This is a genomic window from Prevotella phocaeensis (assembly GCF_900065875.1).
GTDB classification, from domain to species: Bacteria; Bacteroidota; Bacteroidia; order Bacteroidales; family Bacteroidaceae; genus Prevotella; species Prevotella phocaeensis.
The window spans coordinates 43348-60215 of record NZ_LT160622.1 but is presented as its reverse complement, the minus strand read 5'-3'; the positions used below and the strand labels follow the sequence as shown (position 1 = coordinate 60215).

General features: G+C 41.4%; 13 protein-coding genes. 4 read left to right on the top strand and 9 right to left on the bottom strand.

Translation table 11 applies throughout. From position 1 onward, the window contains the following. Positions 1–7 precede the first annotated feature (7 nt). The 4 genes from BN3912_RS03575 to BN3912_RS03560 all read left to right on the top strand — a co-directional run bounded on the left by BN3912_RS03575 (position 8) and on the right by BN3912_RS03560 (position 5831). A complete protein-coding gene (locus tag BN3912_RS03575; RefSeq protein ID WP_023984136.1) occupies positions 8–538 on the top strand; it encodes an RNA methyltransferase in 531 nt (176 codons plus the stop codon). A gap of 758 nt (positions 539–1296) precedes the next feature. Continuing rightward, positions 1297–3393: a hypothetical protein gene (locus tag BN3912_RS03570; RefSeq protein ID WP_051403442.1), complete on the top strand. Its 2097-nt coding sequence runs from the start codon at positions 1297–1299 to the stop codon at positions 3391–3393. A gap of 44 nt (positions 3394–3437) precedes the next feature. Continuing rightward, positions 3438–5618: a hypothetical protein gene (locus BN3912_RS03565; RefSeq protein ID WP_023984134.1), complete on the top strand. Its 2181-nt coding sequence runs from the start codon at positions 3438–3440 to the stop codon at positions 5616–5618. Positions 5619–5621: 3 nt separating this feature from the next. Next, positions 5622–5831, top strand: coding sequence for a hypothetical protein (locus BN3912_RS03560; protein ID WP_004369097.1), 210 nt, complete (start codon positions 5622–5624; stop codon positions 5829–5831). Between the two features lie 433 nt (positions 5832–6264). Here BN3912_RS03560 and murI read toward each other — a convergent pair whose 3' ends face one another. From murI to pckA, 9 genes are all read right to left on the bottom strand, one after another. After that, a complete protein-coding gene (gene murI / locus BN3912_RS03555) occupies positions 6265–7107 on the bottom strand; it encodes a glutamate racemase (RefSeq protein WP_004369095.1) in 843 nt (280 codons plus the stop codon). Next, positions 7107–7616 carry an OmpH family outer membrane protein gene (locus BN3912_RS03550; RefSeq protein ID WP_023984133.1) on the bottom strand — a complete coding sequence of 170 codons (510 nt, stop codon included), beginning with the start codon at positions 7614–7616 and terminating at the stop codon, positions 7107–7109. The genes murI and BN3912_RS03550 overlap by 1 nt, the downstream gene beginning before the upstream one ends. Before the next feature lie 194 nt (positions 7617–7810). Continuing rightward, positions 7811–8311: an OmpH/Skp family outer membrane protein gene (locus tag BN3912_RS03545; protein WP_004369093.1), complete on the bottom strand. Its 501-nt coding sequence runs from the start codon at positions 8309–8311 to the stop codon at positions 7811–7813. 154 nt (positions 8312–8465) lie between these two features. Beyond that, complete coding sequence (locus BN3912_RS03540; protein ID WP_023984132.1) at positions 8466–9014, bottom strand: OmpH/Skp family outer membrane protein; 549 nt, start codon at positions 9012–9014, stop codon at positions 8466–8468. 90 nt (positions 9015–9104) lie between these two features. Next, positions 9105–11720: a BamA/OMP85 family outer membrane protein gene (locus BN3912_RS03535; RefSeq protein WP_023984131.1), complete on the bottom strand. Its 2616-nt coding sequence runs from the start codon at positions 11718–11720 to the stop codon at positions 9105–9107. Beyond that, positions 11713–12468, bottom strand: a complete 756-nt coding sequence (locus tag BN3912_RS03530; RefSeq protein ID WP_036859365.1) for an isoprenyl transferase — start codon at positions 12466–12468, stop codon at positions 11713–11715. Before BN3912_RS03530 ends, BN3912_RS03535 begins: the two co-directional genes overlap by 8 nt. Next, complete coding sequence (gene porG / locus BN3912_RS03525) at positions 12455–13138, bottom strand: type IX secretion system protein PorG (RefSeq protein WP_023984129.1); 684 nt, start codon at positions 13136–13138, stop codon at positions 12455–12457. The genes BN3912_RS03530 and porG overlap by 14 nt, the downstream gene beginning before the upstream one ends. 28 nt (positions 13139–13166) lie before the next feature. Continuing rightward, positions 13167–14594, bottom strand: a complete 1428-nt coding sequence (locus BN3912_RS03520; protein WP_004369087.1) for a BamI family beta-barrel-assembly machinery protein — start codon at positions 14592–14594, stop codon at positions 13167–13169. A gap of 570 nt (positions 14595–15164) precedes the next feature. Beyond that, positions 15165–16778, bottom strand: a complete 1614-nt coding sequence (pckA, locus tag BN3912_RS03515; protein ID WP_023984128.1) for a phosphoenolpyruvate carboxykinase (ATP) — start codon at positions 16776–16778, stop codon at positions 15165–15167. Positions 16779–16868: the final 90 nt, after the last annotated feature.

Below are 16868 nucleotides of genomic sequence, written 5' to 3'. Positions count from 1 at the left end.
TGCTGATATGCGCAAACTGAAGACCATAGAGATGCACCGCCTCACGGTGGAAGAGTTCAAAGAAGCCCCGAAGTTGCCGCTCGTTGTTGTGCTCGATGATGTGCGTTCGCTTCATAATGTAGGCTCTGTGTTCCGCTCCTGCGATGCTTTTCGCGTGGAAGCCGTATATCTTTGCGGCATTACGGCCACGCCTCCCAGTGCCGAAATACATAAAACAGCACTTGGAGGTGAAAACAGTGTAGAGTGGAAATACTTTGCGCAGACCGAAAAGGCAATACGGCAACTAAGACTGGAGGGCTATTTTTGTTATGCCGTAGAGCAAGCCGAAGGCTCCGTTAAGTTACAGACACTACGGTTAAACCGTGCGAAGAAATACGCCGTAGTGTTCGGTAATGAGGTAAAAGGCGTGAAACAAACGGTGATAGATTGCTGCGACAGCTGCCTTGAAATACCCCAATTAGGCACTAAACACTCACTAAATGTATCGGTAACTGCGGGTGTTGTTGTTTGGGAATTTGCCAAACAACTGCTGTTATAACAACTCTTGATCGAAGTATATTTTTCTATTGTTATAACTATTTGGTGCACCTTATTTTATAACATGTATAAAATAAGAGAGATACATGTAGTTTGTATCTACTTTATACGGATGTGTTATTGTACTTAAGTTATATGCTTGATAATTGTCGTTGTGGCAATCTGCTGCGATATATTGAATAAATACGATTATTTTATTGCCGCTTTTATTTCTTTTAGTTTACGAAAGCAGGCTTACGGCAGTACATGCCGTTTTGTTCCGATTGTTTGAGATGCCGCGATACCGGTCGGTAAATGAACTAATGATTTGCCCAATTACGGTAATAATTGGATATCAACAATAGAATAATAGAACGAGGGCAGGCCAATAGTATTGTAAATAGAAACGGAACAATTACAGCGAATAATCTATATAGGTTTCTTTGTTTATTTTCTGAAACAGTATATAATTCAGTCTTAAATTAGAACTCTTCAATCCTAACAGTAAATTTTTGTTTATTTTACAAAGTGATTATATAATAAACAATAAATTATGTTAGTTTTATGAGAACTTTTGGAAACAATACGACTTTTTATATAAAAAAGAATTAATTTTGCACGGCAAATGCTTAAAACGTTAGTTTACATATAAAATGCAGTGATATAACAAACATCATAGAGAGTTATTAAAATTACATTTATTTTTGCGATATGAGAGGAATACGTTTATTCTGTTATCCAATTCTTATAGTGTTAGGATTGGTACAATCGCTTGCACTTATGGCGCAAGGACAAGATTCTAAATTCAAATGGATTGGTAATACTGTTAGTACAGTGATGACAAGTACCGATCACGATGTGAAAACTTTTTATTTGTATAATGTAGGTTCAGGCAAATACTTGAATACAGGTAGTTATTGGGGAACGAGTATTTCTGCTTTCAAAGTGGGGATGCCGCTCGTTATAACTAAGAATGCTAATGGAACTTATAAGATACAAGGTCCTATTAGTACCGAAAGTGGAAAGTACTTAGGTTTCCCTTCTCTCGGTGCAAGCGATGGTGAAAAACAGTTCGATTGGGATCGTATTTATTGTGATCGCGGTGTAAAAACCCCTGATCAAGACCATTGCGATTGGGTTATTACGGATGTTAGTCGTGACGGAAAAACCTATTATACTCTTTATATCGATAATGGCACAAATAGTGTTATTGGGGGTAAACGTTATTTAAGCGTTACAACAAATGCTGATACAAAACGTAATGAAATAAATTATCCTACATCTGTAAATACTACAGATGAAAACTGTTTATGGCAGATTGTTACATTAAAAGACCTAAAAGATGCTTTTAAAGAGCAGTTTGCATCTAATGAGACTCCTGCTGATGCTACTTTCTTAATTGCCGATCAGAACTTTGATATCAGCAATGCAGATGTTGTAAAATGGGTACGCACCGGACTTACAAGCAAAGAAAATGTGGGAGCTTATGCCCATGCCTTCTCACCTGAAGCCTCTTACTCATTCTTTGTCGGTAACAGAGGAATTATGGCTGATAAATACCAAAGGCATTACGGCAAGTATTGGATTGGCTCTATTCGTAACGTAGGACATGACGAGAATGCAAACGGTACGATGACACAGTCGGTTAAGACGCTGAAGAAAGGTTGGTATAGAGTATCATGCGATGGTTTTTATAATGCCGACAACGGTAGCGATATCTCTGCAAGTCTATTTGCAAAAGTGCAAAATAGTAATGATGGAAAGTCGAATGTATCTACCACATTGAATTATTTATATGGCGAAATAAGCTATTCTGTTGACGATCTTACTAAAACATCGACAAAACACAATGGTTTGGACATTAATGATATTAGTCCTTATATCAAGGCAGCACAATTGTTTGAGAAGAATACTTATAACAATTCTATCTTGGTATATGTTCCTAACGATGGAGATATTCTTGATATCGGCATTAAAGTAGAGAACTCTACAGGTGATTTGGACTGGACGGCTTTCGATAATTTCCAATTACAATATTGTGGTAATAACGATATGATTTTGGATGAAGCACAGACCTCTGTTGACTATATGGAAAAGCAAACTAATCCGAATAATGCTTATACGCTGATACTGAAGCGCACGATGACGCCGGGATTATGGAATTCCATCACGCTTCCCGTGTCGCTCACTGCAGCCCAATTCAAGACAGCTTTTGGCGATCAAGCTAAGCTCTCCAAGCTAAAAGGTCAAGACGAAAGCATACCATCGCGAATAGATTTCGAAACTGTAAGTCTCACTAACGACGATGATGTGGTAATAGAACCATCGAAACTTTATATTATGAAACCTACAAGAAGTGCAAATGTTACAGATGGTTCTTATTCGAAAATTATTGAAACAGGTAATACGATTACCGTACAGGCTCCTTATTACACTATTAACAACGTTACATTAAAAACTGCTCCGACTGCTACATTTAAAGAAAATGCCAAGACTTCGACCACTGTTGATCAAAAGTTACAATTCTGTGGAACGCAAATTAAGCAGACAACAAATATTGTTCCTGCCAATTCATATGTGTTGGGAGCCAAGGATGGGAAATGGCATTTCACACAACATTCGCTTCCTATCAATGGTTTTCGTTGCTGGATAGCGACGAGTTCTGATGTACAAGCAAAGACAATATCATTCTTTATCGATGGAGTAGAAGAGGGTTATATAACAGCAATTGACCAAAATGTTATCAATACATCCGAAACTCCTTCGGGTACTGTATACAATGTAAACGGACAAGTAGTGCGTCGTAATGCTACTTCAGTTGAAGGATTGCCTAAAGGCATTTACATTATGAATAACAAAAAGTATATCGTAAAATAGTATATAGTAAGAAAATACAGAAATAATTTTATAAAAGTGAATAGATGAAGAAAAAGTATTTTTATTTATCAGTCTTATACCTACTCGGCTTTTGCTTCCCGAATATGTTAATGGCACAAGGACAGGACGCAAATCATGAATGGATAGGAAATTCCGTATCTACGGTTGCTGATGAAACTGATGAAGACATGGGAACGGTGTATCTATATAATGTAGGGACCGGCGAATATCTTAATACCGGTAGCTATTGGGGTACTGTAGTTGTAGGGTTTAACGTTGGTATGACGGTGCATATCCAGAAATCAGGTTCTACTTACTATCGTATGACCGGACCTTTGGTTACAACGGAAGGAAAGAATATTGCTTTCGGACGCCGTATGGATACACCGGGATATAACGATAAAATCAACTATAACCATGTATATGTAGACAGAGGTGTAGATTGGAAAGACCCCTTTACGAATACTACTCATAAAAATGGTATTTTGGATTGGACATTTAAAGAGACATCTACGGGTAGCAAGACCTACCATATCTCATTCGATAATAACGAGATGACAGAAGGAATGGGTGGAATCCGTTATCTAACAATGGCAACAACCGGCACGGGAAAAAACTATGATATCGAATATCCTAATACTCCTAATGGCGAATACAGTCAATGGAAAATAATTACGAAAAAAGATTTAAAAGAAGTTTTTAAAGAGACCTACGCTTCAGATGAAGATCCTGCTGATGCAACATTCCTTATCTACGATCAAAATTTCGAGCGTGGTAATACGTATATAGATAAATGGGTTACAAGCGAAGGTATCGTTGGTACTCATGATGACAAATTTCTTTTCAATCCTTCTAAGGAAGAAACTTATTATGTAGGCAACGGTTCTATTAGTAGTAATACATATATGGCAACTTACGCAGGTTATACCAATGCCAATGTACGCAATCTCGGTTATCATGACAAAGCAAACGGAAGTGTTAAACAAAACATAACTACATTAAAGGCTGGTTGGTATAGAGTATCTTGCAATGGCTTTTATAATGCATATAGTAGTGGCATGGTATCAAGATTATTTGCAAGAGTTCAGGGAACAACAGAAGATCGTTCTAATGTAAGAACAAGATTAGAAACTCTTAAAGATGATATTGAATATACAGTGGAAGATATGAAACGTATATACACAAAAGATGATGTTTCTATAGAAAGTCCGTACGTTAAAGCAGGTAAACTATTTGCAAAAGGTGGATATGAGAATTCCATTCTCGTGTATGTTCCGCATGATGGAGATGTCTTAGAAATCGGTATCAAAATATCGGGTTCTAGGAAAGACCTTGATTGGACTTGCTGGGATAACTTCCAATTGCAGTATTGCGGTAACCGTGATATGGTATTGTCTGAAGACGAAACATCTTTAGATTATATCTCACAGCAGGTTGATTCCAATGCTGCAAGTACGCTCATATTAAAACGTACTATGAAAGAAGGCCAATGGAGTTCTATCGTATTGCCTGTTTCTCTTAAAGCCAGTCAGGTGAAAACAGCATTCGGAGAAGATGTAAAACTCTCTAAAATGCCTAAACAGTCTACCAGTCTTAAGCAAAGAATAGACTTTACTTCCGTAGATCTGACTGATGATAATGCGACTGCACTCGACGCAAATTCGCTTTATATAATCAAGCCGACCAAGGCTCCTACCGGTAGTGGAACGTATGATAAGCTGTTGAAAGACAATACTACGCACGTAACTGTTACGGGTGATTATTATGTTATCAACAACGTAACATTAACCACCGATCCATCAACAGATTATTCGGATGGCATTGTAAAGGAATCTTCTACATCTTCGACAACCACAGACGGCAAACTGCAGTTCTGCGGATCGCTTATCAATATGCAATCTCCAACAGTTCCGGCCTACTCTTATGTGCTCGGTGCTAATAACGGAAAGTGGCATTACACTCAAAGTAAACTTCCTGTGAAGGGCTTCCGTTGCTGGATTGCTACAGGTTCTGAGGCACAAGCAAAGAGGTTGATATTCTATGTAGATGGTATAGAAGAAGGTAATATAACCGGAATAGACGGCATTACAAACGATTCTACCGCCACAACTCCGGCAACCGTCTACAATATGAACGGACAAGTAGTACGCCGAAATGCTACTTCAGTTGAAGGATTGCCTAAAGGCATTTACATTATGAATAATAAAAAATATATCGTAAAATAAAAGATGAGGAATATTCTGATGAAAAATAAATATATCAAACCCGAAACAAAAGATTTGAGGATCGATCTTGATGAGTTGTTAAAAATACCGGGAGCTTCCCAATTCGATAACGACGGAGATGGGAATACCGACCAGAAACCTCCGATAGAAGGAGATCCTGACGGAGGTATCGGCGCCAAACCAAACGATTTTTGGGACGAGTGGGGCGACTGAAAACTGCGAAATAAAGATATAATAAGTAAAAACAACAAGAGTTCCTGCAAATTGCACAATGCACTTGCAGGAACTCTTGTTTTATTTCTCTCCGTAAACAATAAGCGTTATTTATTTCTCGGTGCGTTAAAATATGGGCATTCTAAGTTTCTTACATTGGCAGTATATGGCTTATATTCTGTATTTATAAGCCATATAGAAAGGCATTTCTCCGTTTTACATCTACTTGCGAATGGCTTTTGGCCTGTCTAAATTCTTTCAATAGGCAAATGCTATCTTTATAAGTTTTAGATAAGCTGACTCCCAATGTAATAAAGCATAACTTTATCAGGGTGTAAATATGAAACGGGAATAATTTTAAGAAAGAAATAATGTTTGATAGGGATACAGAAAAAGGTAATCTCGTCTTTGCTTAATTTTCTGTTTGCTTAGCTCAAACGGTTTCTAAATCTATATGCGCTACGTTCACCTGTTTGTGCAGGAATATCTGTGCGCTTTCCTTGAATTTTTCGGGGTTTTCGGTAGTAAAATAGCGGCAGGTGCCCTCTTTGGTGCACTTTTTTTCGATGGTTTCATGGCGATGCAGATAATCTTTAAGGCTCTTTGCCACATATTCGCCCTGCGGAACAACGCGTACGCCTTTGCCTACATACTTCGATATTTTTGGCATAAGTAACGGATAATGGGTGCAACCGAGGATGATAGTGTCTATCTGCGGATCAAGAGTCATTAGCTGATGAATGCTTTTCTGTACAAAATAATCGGCCCCGGGACTATCGGCTTCGTTGTTTTCAATAATAGGAACCCACAGCGGGCATGGCACTCCGGTAACCTTGATATCGGGGTATAGTTTCCGTATTTCGAGTTTATAGCTCTCGCTACGTACGGTTCCTTCGGTAGCCAATAGTCCCACATGTCGGCTTTTGGTAAGGGTACCGATGACCTCTGCCGTAGGGCGTATTACCCCCAGCACCCTGCGCTCGGCGTCCCACACCGGCAGGTCTTGCCGCTGTATGGTACGCAATGCTTTTGCCGAAGCCGTATTGCAACCGAGTATTACCAAATGGCAACCCATCTCGAATAGCTTGGCTACTGCCTGTCGGGTAAACTCATATACCACGTCGAAAGACCGCGAACCGTAAGGAGCACGCGCATTATCGCCCAAATACATATAATCATACCGAGGTAGAAGTTGGCGAATGCCGTGGAGTATGGTCAATCCACCATAGCCAGAATCAAAGACTCCGATAGGTCCGGGTACTTGGGAAAGTTTCATTACTTAAATGTTTCCTTAACAAAACCGATAACATCTTCGCCCAACGACAGGTCTACAAACGGCACAGCATTATTGTCTGTATTCAGAATAAAGGCATAACCTCGTTCTTTTCCGATGGTTTGAAGCAACGATGACAGCTTGGTACGCAGCGGAGTATATGCATCTATCTCTGCTTGCTGCAGCAAACGACGCGACTCGTTCTTGAAAGCTACATTCTTTTGTATCATATCTTGCAACTCTGCCTGCCGCTTCTGAAGGATAGAGGGGGCAAAGTCGTGTTGCCCGTCGAGGAATTCTTCGTATTTTCTGTTGAACTCGTCTTCGGAACGTTTGGTTTCTGCATCGTACTTACTTTTAAGGTCTGCCATGTTTTTCTGCGCTATTACATATTCCGGCATGGCCTTTATTGCCGCATCGTAGCTAATAAAACCAAACTTAAACCGGCGTTCTTGTGCCTGTACAACAAAAGATATCGACAATAGAACGACAAATAGAAGTAATTTCTTCATAATCTTTTAAAAAACTAATCTTTCGGTCTATTTTTGAGGAAATTAGGGAAAGTCGGTAAATAAGAGCTTTTCCGTTAACTTCCGATAGGCTGTGAACTTGCGAGAGTTCAACTCCTTGTATAGATAGAAGGGTGAGAACGCATGCAACGTTTTCACCCTTTGGTACCTCCGGTTTACAGAGGTTTTCTTCGTTATTATTTCATTTTGGCCAGCTCAGCCTTTACCTTAGAAGTAACATCCTCGCTAAGTGTTTCGCTGATATAGGGAATGCCGGATGCCACGTCCATAATATAAACATAGCCGCCTGCCTTGCCTACTGCCTGAATAGCGTTTACGAGTTTGGTCGTAATAGGCTGCATTTTCTCTTGCTGTGCCTTTTGGATATTCTGTGAATTGTCCTGATAGGTTTGCTGCACCTTTTGATACATGCTCTGTAATGCGGCCTCTGTCTCTTTCTGTTTGGTAGCATTCATTGTGCTTTTGGTCTTGTCGTATTCTTCAGACTTACGCTGTAGCTCTTCCTGCATAGCCTTCAAATCGTTTTCGTACTGCTTGGCAGTTGCCTCAAGTTCGCCACGTGCTTTCACAAACTCGGGCATGTCGTTCATTACTTGCTGTGCATTAATGTGTCCGAACTTTTGTGCAAACATCGACATTGGTGCAAAAAGCATCAACATTAAAATAAGCTTTTTCATTTTCTATAATTTATTTATTAATCGATTATTGTGCAAATATATGTATTAAGTTTAAAACCGAAGAGAGGAAATCCCTAAATATTTTTACGTAAATCCCTATCTTTAGCGCATTTGCAGTTCTTATTTAAAAGGGGAATACGAAGAAAATATTCTCTTAATTGGCATAGCCTAACTTCTGTAATACTTCGTTGCTGATATCTACCTTGGGCGATCCGAAAACGATGCCCGAATTGGATGCACGGTCTACAACGAGCGAATAGCCCCGTAATTCGGATATTTCTTTAACGGCATTATAGATTTCTTCCTGTATCGGAGATATCAGACTGGTGCGCTTCTTGAATAGTTCACCCTCCGGACCGAAGTATTTTTTCTTCAAATCAGAGGCCTCCTTTTCTTTATTCATGATAGATTCTTGGCGGGTTTTCTTTTGCTCTTCGGAAAGAAATACTACTTCGTTCTGATAGTTCTTGTACATAGTAGACGCCTCTGTGTTTAGCGCTTCTACCTCTGCCTGCCATTTTTTGCTTACTTGGTTCAGCTGTTCGTTGGCACGTTCATAGGCAGGTATGTTTTTAAGAATATACTCCATATCGACCAATGCGAACTTCTGAGCGCTCATGTTTAAAGGTAAAAAGGTAAAAAGGTAAAGGGGTAAACAAAACCTTAATGCCTTTAGAAAATTCTTTTTCTTATTATTTTCCATCATAGTTATTCCTCCATAATTTAAATATAAGGCAAGAGCAGCAAGACTTCTTTGTATTTTTTATCTTTTTGCCCCTTAGCCTTTTTGCTTTTAGAATTCTTGTCCGAGAATGAAATGGAACTGACTTCCGCCTTTCTGACCGAATACCTTATCGAAGCCGTAAGCCCAGTCGATACCCATAAGACCTACCATCGGCAGGAAAATGCGCACGCCCAAACCGGCGCTGCGCTTCATGTCGAACGGATTAAATCTCTTGGTATCGTTCCACGCATTACCGGCCTCTACGAACCCGAGCCCGTAAATAGTGGTATTGCCGAGTAGGAACGGATAGCGCAGCTCGAGTGTAAAGCGGTCGTAGGCATAGCCTTCGTAGCCGTAAGGTGTAAGCGATCCGTTCTCATAACCGCGCAAACCGATGGTTTCTTCGGCATAGCTTGTAGAATATCCGCTCATACCATCGCCACCCATATAATAGGTTTCGAAGGGCGATTTCTTGTATTTGTTGAAGCTGCCCAGCAAGCCCATTTCTACTCGAGTCATAAGAACGAAACACTTCTGGCCGCCTGAAAGTGCGGTATATGTCTTGGATTTGAATTTCCACTTATGGTATTCCACCCAACGATACTTCTCTTGTTGCTCCTTTTCATAGGTAGCTGATTGGCGATTGGTGGCAAGGTGTTCGTAATCTTTATTATCCCACTTAGACCAAGGCGGTGTGATTGTTACCGAAGCAGTAAACTCGGAACCCCGACGAGGGAACAGTTGATTATCGGTAGATGTACGGCTTAATGCTACACTGAGGTTAAGGTTGTTAGAGTTACCAGTGGTAAGCAAGAAGTATCTCCAGTTCTTCAACATGTAACGGGTATAAGCAAGTTGTACCGATAACTGGAAGTAATCATCGGGCCAGCGCAGGCGTTTTCCCCATCCGAGTGTCAATCCGAAGAGTTTTACATACTTATCGGGATCGTAATAGTTCTCATAGTTGTTGTAAGCATAGTTGCCATAGCCGTACATATAATTATAATAGTTATTCAAATAGCCGCTATTATAATAGTTGCTCGATACGTCGGTTTGCTTACTGAAATAGGCTCCCACGCTGAACTGAATAGGCCGTTTACCGCCGAACCAGTTAGTAGAATAGCTCGCATTATATGACTGATAATAGGTTCCATTGGTCTGTGCACCGATGGAAAGAACCTCTCCGTCGCCGATAGGCATAATGCCTCGATGCTCTCGGTTTTTGTTAAAGAGGTTACGCATGGAGAAGTTATTGAGTTTCAAACCTATACGTCCGATGACTCCAGTCTGTCCCCAACCGAGAGAGAACTCCACTTGGTCGTTGCTCTTTTGTGTAAGATTCCAGTTTACGTCTACTGTTCCGTTTTCATAATCCGGTTTGATATCGGGAATAATCTTTTCAGGATCGAAGTGTCCCATAGATGCCAATTCGCGCTGCGAACGTTGGAGAGATTCTTTGGAGAACAAGTCTCCGGGTTTTGTACGCAGTTCGCGTCGAACGACATTCTCGTACAAACGGTCGTTACCGTTGATGCGAACATGGCTCAAATGTGCCTGTGGGCCTTCTTGCACACGCATTTCAAGGTCGATAGAGTCCCCGTCTATGTTTACTTCTGTGGGTTCTATACTCGAAAAAACGTAGCCGTTGTTGTAATAAAGATTTCCGGCAGCATCGTCATCTTCCCTCAAACGTTTGTTCAGTAGCTTCTGATTATACACGTCGCCTTTCTTCATACCGAGGATAGCGTTTAGGTAATCGGTCGGATAAACGGTATTTCCCACCCATGTTACGTTACGGATAAAATATTTCTTCCCTTCGTCTACCTTTACATAGATGTTCACATGTTTATTATCGGCATTCCATACGCTGTCTTCGGTGATGGTTGCATCTCGGTATCCCAGTTCGTTATACTTATTGATAAGGTTCTCTCGGTCTTGTTTCCAACGATCGGGCGTATATTTTTTCGACTTAAGGAAAGTAGATAATTTGCCTGCCTCGTGAGTTTTGGCAAAAGCCCCTTTCTTGAAAAGTCCGCCCTTGATCTTGGAATTGGAAAGTGCTTTGTTTCCGTCGATCGTAATGTTACGGATACGCATTTTTTCTTTCTTGTCGATGATAACATCAAGAATAACCTGATTTTTATTAGCCACATCATCGCGTTGCTGTATCTCTATATCGGCATTCTTGAAGCCCTTATCGTCAAAATACTTCTTGGCAAGAATTTTTGCGCGGTCTATCATGTTCGGCGTAATCTGTGCTCCACGGAGCAAACCCAGCTTGGCTTCCATGTCTTCACGTTCGCTTTTCTTGAGCCCCACATAATTGATAACCGATACGCGAGGACGAGTACGCAGGCTTACATGCAACCATATTTTGTTGCCGATAATAGAATCGGCCGATATCGACACATCGGAAAACAAGCCATGTTTCCAATACCTTTTCACGGCATCTGTAATGGCATTGCCCGGTACAACAATCTCTTCGCCTACCGACAGGCCTGAAATACCGGTGAGCATATAGTCCTCATAACCGTCTACACCCGACACATTGATGCCTCCGATGATCAGCGTACGGGGCGATCCGGCATAACTTATGTCGGGATTTACAATCTTATCTTGTGCTTGGATGCCCATGCTGCAAGTAAAAGCGGCAACGGCTATCAACACCTTATTTATATTATTCATTCTGATTTTTATTTTCGTTCTCAATCTGGTCTTCGGTTTTCCCGTATCTACGTTGGCGTTTCTGATAACTTAGAATGGCCTTGTGCAGGTCTTCTTTGTCGAAATCGGGCCAGTAGGTATTGCAGAAATACAGTTCGGAATAGGCTATCTGCCAAAGCAGATAATTGGAGATGCGCAACTCGCCGCCCGTTCTGATCAGCAGATCGGGATCGGGCATGAAATTTGTGGAAAGTTCTCGAGACACCGTTTCTTCGTCGATATCGTCGACATTGATATTCCCTGCTACGGCTTCTTTGGCTATGTGCCGCACGGCTTCGGCGATCTCCCAGCGCGAGGAATAGCTTAAAGCCACCACCATCGTCATGTTTTTGTTGGCTGCCGTATGCTCCTCGGTTTCACGAAGTTTGCGCTGAACGTCTTCGGGCAGACGACTTACATCGCCTATCACGCGGAACCGCACATTATTCTTCATGAAGATTTCGTCTTCGAGCGACGAAAGTACCAGTCCCATCAATGCCAAAATCTCGTCGGCCGGCCGGTTCCAATTCTCTGTAGAAAAAGTATATAAAGTAAGATATTTAACTCCCAAGCGCGTGCACTCCGATGTGATCCGGCGAACAGTATCTACACCTGCCTGATGTCCGAAGCTGCGCGGTTTGCCTTGCTCTGCCGCCCATCGCCCGTTACCGTCCATGATTATGGCTATATGGCGCGGTATGCGTTCCATATCTATTTTATTCGTATTCATTGTGGCAAGTTCTGCATTTGGCCATAAAACTATAAGTCAGCGTTATCTGGAGTGCGGAATAGCAGTCGGTATTCTTGAACATACCGCTGCTGGATATCTGATACGGATCCTTCTGGCCGTCGAGTTTATCGCTCAACGAGAAGTGCATAGCCCATTCAATTCCGAGGTTCAGCCGGTCTCCTACCTTATACTTCACTCCCAATCCCAATGGTATATTGGCCGTAAATACGTTTTTACCGCCGCCCGACACATAAGTTGTGCCCAGTCCACCGAATACGAAAGGCGTTAACCTTTGTGCTCCTCGGTAATCACGACCGGTTCCGTAGGGCCAAAAATTGTATTCGTATGTCAGACCTATATCTACAAGACTATTGTTAAACTTATAGGGTGTTTGTTCTAAATCCGGATAATAAGTCTTTACATCGGTAGAAGAACCTTTTAACTTACCGTATATACCCATAGCTTTCAAGCCCATGTACGGACTGAGGTTATAACGCCATATAACCGATGCCATGGGTTGCATATTCTTTAAAACGTTACCGTTGAAATCGCCTTCATAAGACACCATGCCCACACCCGCACCAAATTCCATGCGATACTCCATATCGTCTTGCGCTTTTGCAACCAATACGCCGAGCAGAAGTGCCATCATCAAGACTGTTTTCTTCATACGGACAGCCGTTTATATATCATTTCATTTATTTGTAGAATGACGTTTGAGTAGTAGCCCATCCCAATTTATTCGTTCGTCCTTTCCATACCTGACCGGATAACCCGCAGATAATCCAAACGAAATTCTTGCTGTCTTTTACCATCGTGAACGACTCTTCGCTTGAAGAGAAATCAGACGGAACGGTGATATTTTCGTTCTTTTTCCATGTGATACCACCATCCAAACTTTCATAAAATTGCGAGAACGGCGTTGCAACGTAACTTCCTATGCCTGTTCCACCGAAAGCAAGCAGAACGTTGCCGTAGCCGATAACCTGAATACCTCGTAGATGTGGCGCCACAAAACGGTTGTCTGACGATACTTCATAATAGCTCCACGACTGGTTTTCGGAGTTCTGTGCGTTTTCTTCTACCTTTCCCCAGACCATGGCATGACTGTCTTGCGCAAATTCAGTGGCATCCCGATTGCCCACAATAGTCAGTTTATAGGTGGAATCATTGGTTGCCAGCGGCGTACTAATAAAGCTGATCGACTCTGTGGGCAGCATTTTGGTGTCTGTATCCATAGATTCGTTGTTCCAAGTTTTGCCGTTATCGGCAGACATCGCAATCTTGTTATTGGTCGTTACGGCATATAATTTGGTGCTGCTTGCACCGACCATTCGTTTCAGACTGGCAACCGTGCTTACCTGCTGCCACGTAGCGCCGTCGGTAGAAACCAATACTGTACCGTTGTTCAGTGCATAAAATTTATTCTCTTTTACCACGATGTTACGACAAGCGTCTGCACTCAGCGTTACATTAAGTGCCATCTTCGTCCATTGGGTGCCATCTGTATCGGCAGTAGAGTATGCTTCTGAGCCGCTTGCACCTATGCCATATACGTAGATGTTTCCGTTGTTGGCTACAGCATGCATTGCAGACAAGGCTGCCAATTGTGTATTGGCGGGGAGACCTTTCACCCAATTGAATACATCGGGCTCCTGCTGGTGTACATTCACACGGACGGTATATATCCGCGAGGCAGTGTTGGAAAGATTGTACACATATACTTTGCGCGGTTGCGTAAAGTCTATCGAATCGGTGTTCGAATGATATTTCATCGAATCGCTCGTTATGGATTTCAGTGCGATGACTCCCGAATTTTTACTTGTAATCGTACAGATTACGTGTTTTGCATCCGTACCGTAAGGCAGAGAGTCGGGATTGTAAATCTCGTTCTTCATCTGGTCTATATAGAACGGAAATTTGCTTCCGGTGAGAGTTTTCTTATATACACTGTCCTTACCCGAAGCTGTTTTAGTATGTAAATACTGGTTCAGCGTACCCGGCGTGAAACCTGTAATCGCCGTATCATTATAATAAACCACTCCATTATCGTTATCATTGAGGCAAGAGTCGAATAAAAATATGGCTGAAAACAGCACGATAAAAGGCAATAGCTTCCTTTTCATTACACTCCAATTATTATTTTAGCTGCAAATTTAATTAGAATTCTGCAAATAGCAGTCTAATTTCTAACTTTATTAGGTAATTTATCGAATACAAACGTAATTTTTAAGTTTGTTTAGTGTTTATCTTTTATACGCCAAACACGTGCCCCTCGCTCTATTAACGAAAAAAGAGGAAAGCATGAATCACTCATACTTTCCTCTCTAAAGAATAATGTTAACGTGTGCGGTGTATGCTAAAGTCGACAGCGGCTTGAAATGCCACTATCGTACATATCCCGACACAACGATTGTTTCAAAATCTAATAACATAATCTTTACCTTAAAAAATCTATCAAACTACTAACCTAATGAAAACTTATTGTATGAATTGTATTCTCGCGAATACAAGTGCAAAATTAATGTTTTTGCCATTAAGTACAAATCATCTGCATGTCATTTTTATCATTTTCCTTTTTCTTTGATATAAGTCAATAATAATGCGTTAACCGCCTGTATGCGGACAAAATGAAATAGGCTCACCTTACTGAGAAGGTGAGCCTATGCCTATGATTTGATAAATAGTATCAAAGATTAGAGCTGAGGACCTGCAGCTACAAGCGCCTTACCAGCCTCGTTGCCTTCATATTTCAGGAAGTTCTTGATGAAGCGTGAGGCAAGATCTTTAGCTTTCTCATCCCACTGCGATGCGTTTGCATAGGTATCGCGAGGATCGAGAATGTCGGTAGCGACGCCTTCCAACTTCGTGGGAACGACGAAATTGAAGTAAGGTATTGTCTTTGTTGGTGCCGAATCGATAGAATGATTCAATATTGCATCGATAATGCCGCGTGTATCTTTGATAGAAATACGCTTGCCTGTTCCGTTCCATCCGGTATTAACGAGATATGCCTTAGCACCGCTCTTTTGCATCTTCTTTACCAACTCTTCTGCATACTTTGTAGGATGCAACTCAAGAAAAGCCTGACCGAAGCAAGCCGAGAATGTAGGAGTAGGTTCGGTGATGCCGCGCTCTGTACCTGCCAACTTAGCTGTGAAGCCGGAGAGGAAATAATACTTGGTTTGCTCGGCATTCAGTATAGATACCGGAGGAAGTACTCCGAATGCATCTGCCGATAGGAAGATAACTTGCTTGGCAGCCGGTCCTTCGGAAGCAGGGCGCTGAATATTCTTGATATGATAGATAGGATAAGACACACGAGTGTTCTCTGTAACGCTCTTATCTGCGAAATCTATCTTGCCATTAGCGTCTACTGTTACATTTTCCAATAGTGCATCACGTGTAATAGCGCCATAAATATCGGGCTCAGCTTCCTTGTCGAGGTTGATTACCTTTGCATAGCAACCGCCTTCGAAGTTGAATACGCCTTTATCATCCCATCCGTGTTCATCGTCTCCGATAAGTTTGCGTTTCGGATCGGTAGACAATGTAGTTTTACCAGTTCCTGAGAGTCCGAAGAATATAGCAGTATTCTCTCCGTTCATATCGGTATTGGCAGAGCAGTGCATAGAGGCGATTCCTTTCAACGGAAGGAAGTAGTTCATCATCGAGAACATACCTTTTTTCATCTCGCCTCCATACCATGTGTTAATAATCACTTGCTCCTTGCTGGTTACATTGAATACGACAGCAGTCTCAGAGTTTAGGCCTAGCTCCTTATAGTTCTCAACCTTAGCCTTGGATGCATTATAAACAATGAAGTCAGGTTCCTGTTCGAAGTCGGCTTCACTTTGGGGACGAATGAACATATTCGTAACAAAATGAGCTTGCCAAGCAACTTCAACGATGAAACGAACCTTCATACGTGTATCTTTGTGCGTACCGCAGAAGCCGTCAACAACAAACAAACGCTTGTTAGAAAGCTCTTTTTTCGCGATTTCTTTTACCGCATTCCACGCTTCTTTGCTTGCACGGTGGTTGTCATTTTTATATTCTTCGGAAGTCCACCATACTGTATCGTGAGAATTCTCGTCATCAACGATGAACTTATCTTTAGGAGAACGACCGGTATAAATACCTGTCATTACGTTTACAGCACCGAGTTCTGTTTCGCGACCTACTTCAAAACCTTTAAGACCTTCCTTGGTCTCTTCGTTGAAGAGTACCTCATAAGAAGGATTGTATAGAACTTCAGTGGTACCTGTTATTCCATACTTTTCTAATACAGACTTGTCAAACTTTGCCATTTTTCTAAATGTATTTAAGTTGTAAATGAATTCTTGCAATTATCCTTTTAGTGGCGACAAAGTTAACAAAAATGTTGCGTTTTGCAAAGA

Excerpts from the sequence above, each read along its gene's own strand:
- BN3912_RS03575 (WP_023984136.1), top strand. The coding sequence starts at position 8 with ATGCGCAAACTGAAGACCATAGAGATGCACCGCCTCACGGTGGAAGAG.
- BN3912_RS03570 (WP_051403442.1), top strand. The coding sequence starts at position 1,297 with ATGGCGCAAGGACAAGATTCTAAATTCAAATGGATTGGTAATACTGTT.
- BN3912_RS03565 (WP_023984134.1), top strand. The coding sequence starts at position 3,438 with ATGAAGAAAAAGTATTTTTATTTATCAGTCTTATACCTACTCGGCTTT.
- BN3912_RS03560 (WP_004369097.1), top strand. The coding sequence starts at position 5,622 with ATGAGGAATATTCTGATGAAAAATAAATATATCAAACCCGAAACAAAA.
- murI (WP_004369095.1), bottom strand. The coding sequence starts at position 7,107 with ATGAAACTTTCCCAAGTACCCGGACCTATCGGAGTCTTTGATTCTGGC.
- BN3912_RS03550 (WP_023984133.1), bottom strand. The coding sequence starts at position 7,616 with ATGAAGAAATTACTTCTATTTGTCGTTCTATTGTCGATATCTTTTGTT.
- BN3912_RS03545 (WP_004369093.1), bottom strand. The coding sequence starts at position 8,311 with ATGAAAAAGCTTATTTTAATGTTGATGCTTTTTGCACCAATGTCGATG.
- BN3912_RS03540 (WP_023984132.1), bottom strand. The coding sequence starts at position 9,014 with ATGGAAAATAATAAGAAAAAGAATTTTCTAAAGGCATTAAGGTTTTGT.
- BN3912_RS03535 (WP_023984131.1), bottom strand. The coding sequence starts at position 11,720 with ATGAATAATATAAATAAGGTGTTGATAGCCGTTGCCGCTTTTACTTGC.
- BN3912_RS03530 (WP_036859365.1), bottom strand. The coding sequence starts at position 12,468 with ATGAATACGAATAAAATAGATATGGAACGCATACCGCGCCATATAGCC.
- porG (WP_023984129.1), bottom strand. The coding sequence starts at position 13,138 with ATGAAGAAAACAGTCTTGATGATGGCACTTCTGCTCGGCGTATTGGTT.
- BN3912_RS03520 (WP_004369087.1), bottom strand. The coding sequence starts at position 14,594 with ATGAAAAGGAAGCTATTGCCTTTTATCGTGCTGTTTTCAGCCATATTT.
- pckA (WP_023984128.1), bottom strand. The coding sequence starts at position 16,778 with ATGGCAAAGTTTGACAAGTCTGTATTAGAAAAGTATGGAATAACAGGT.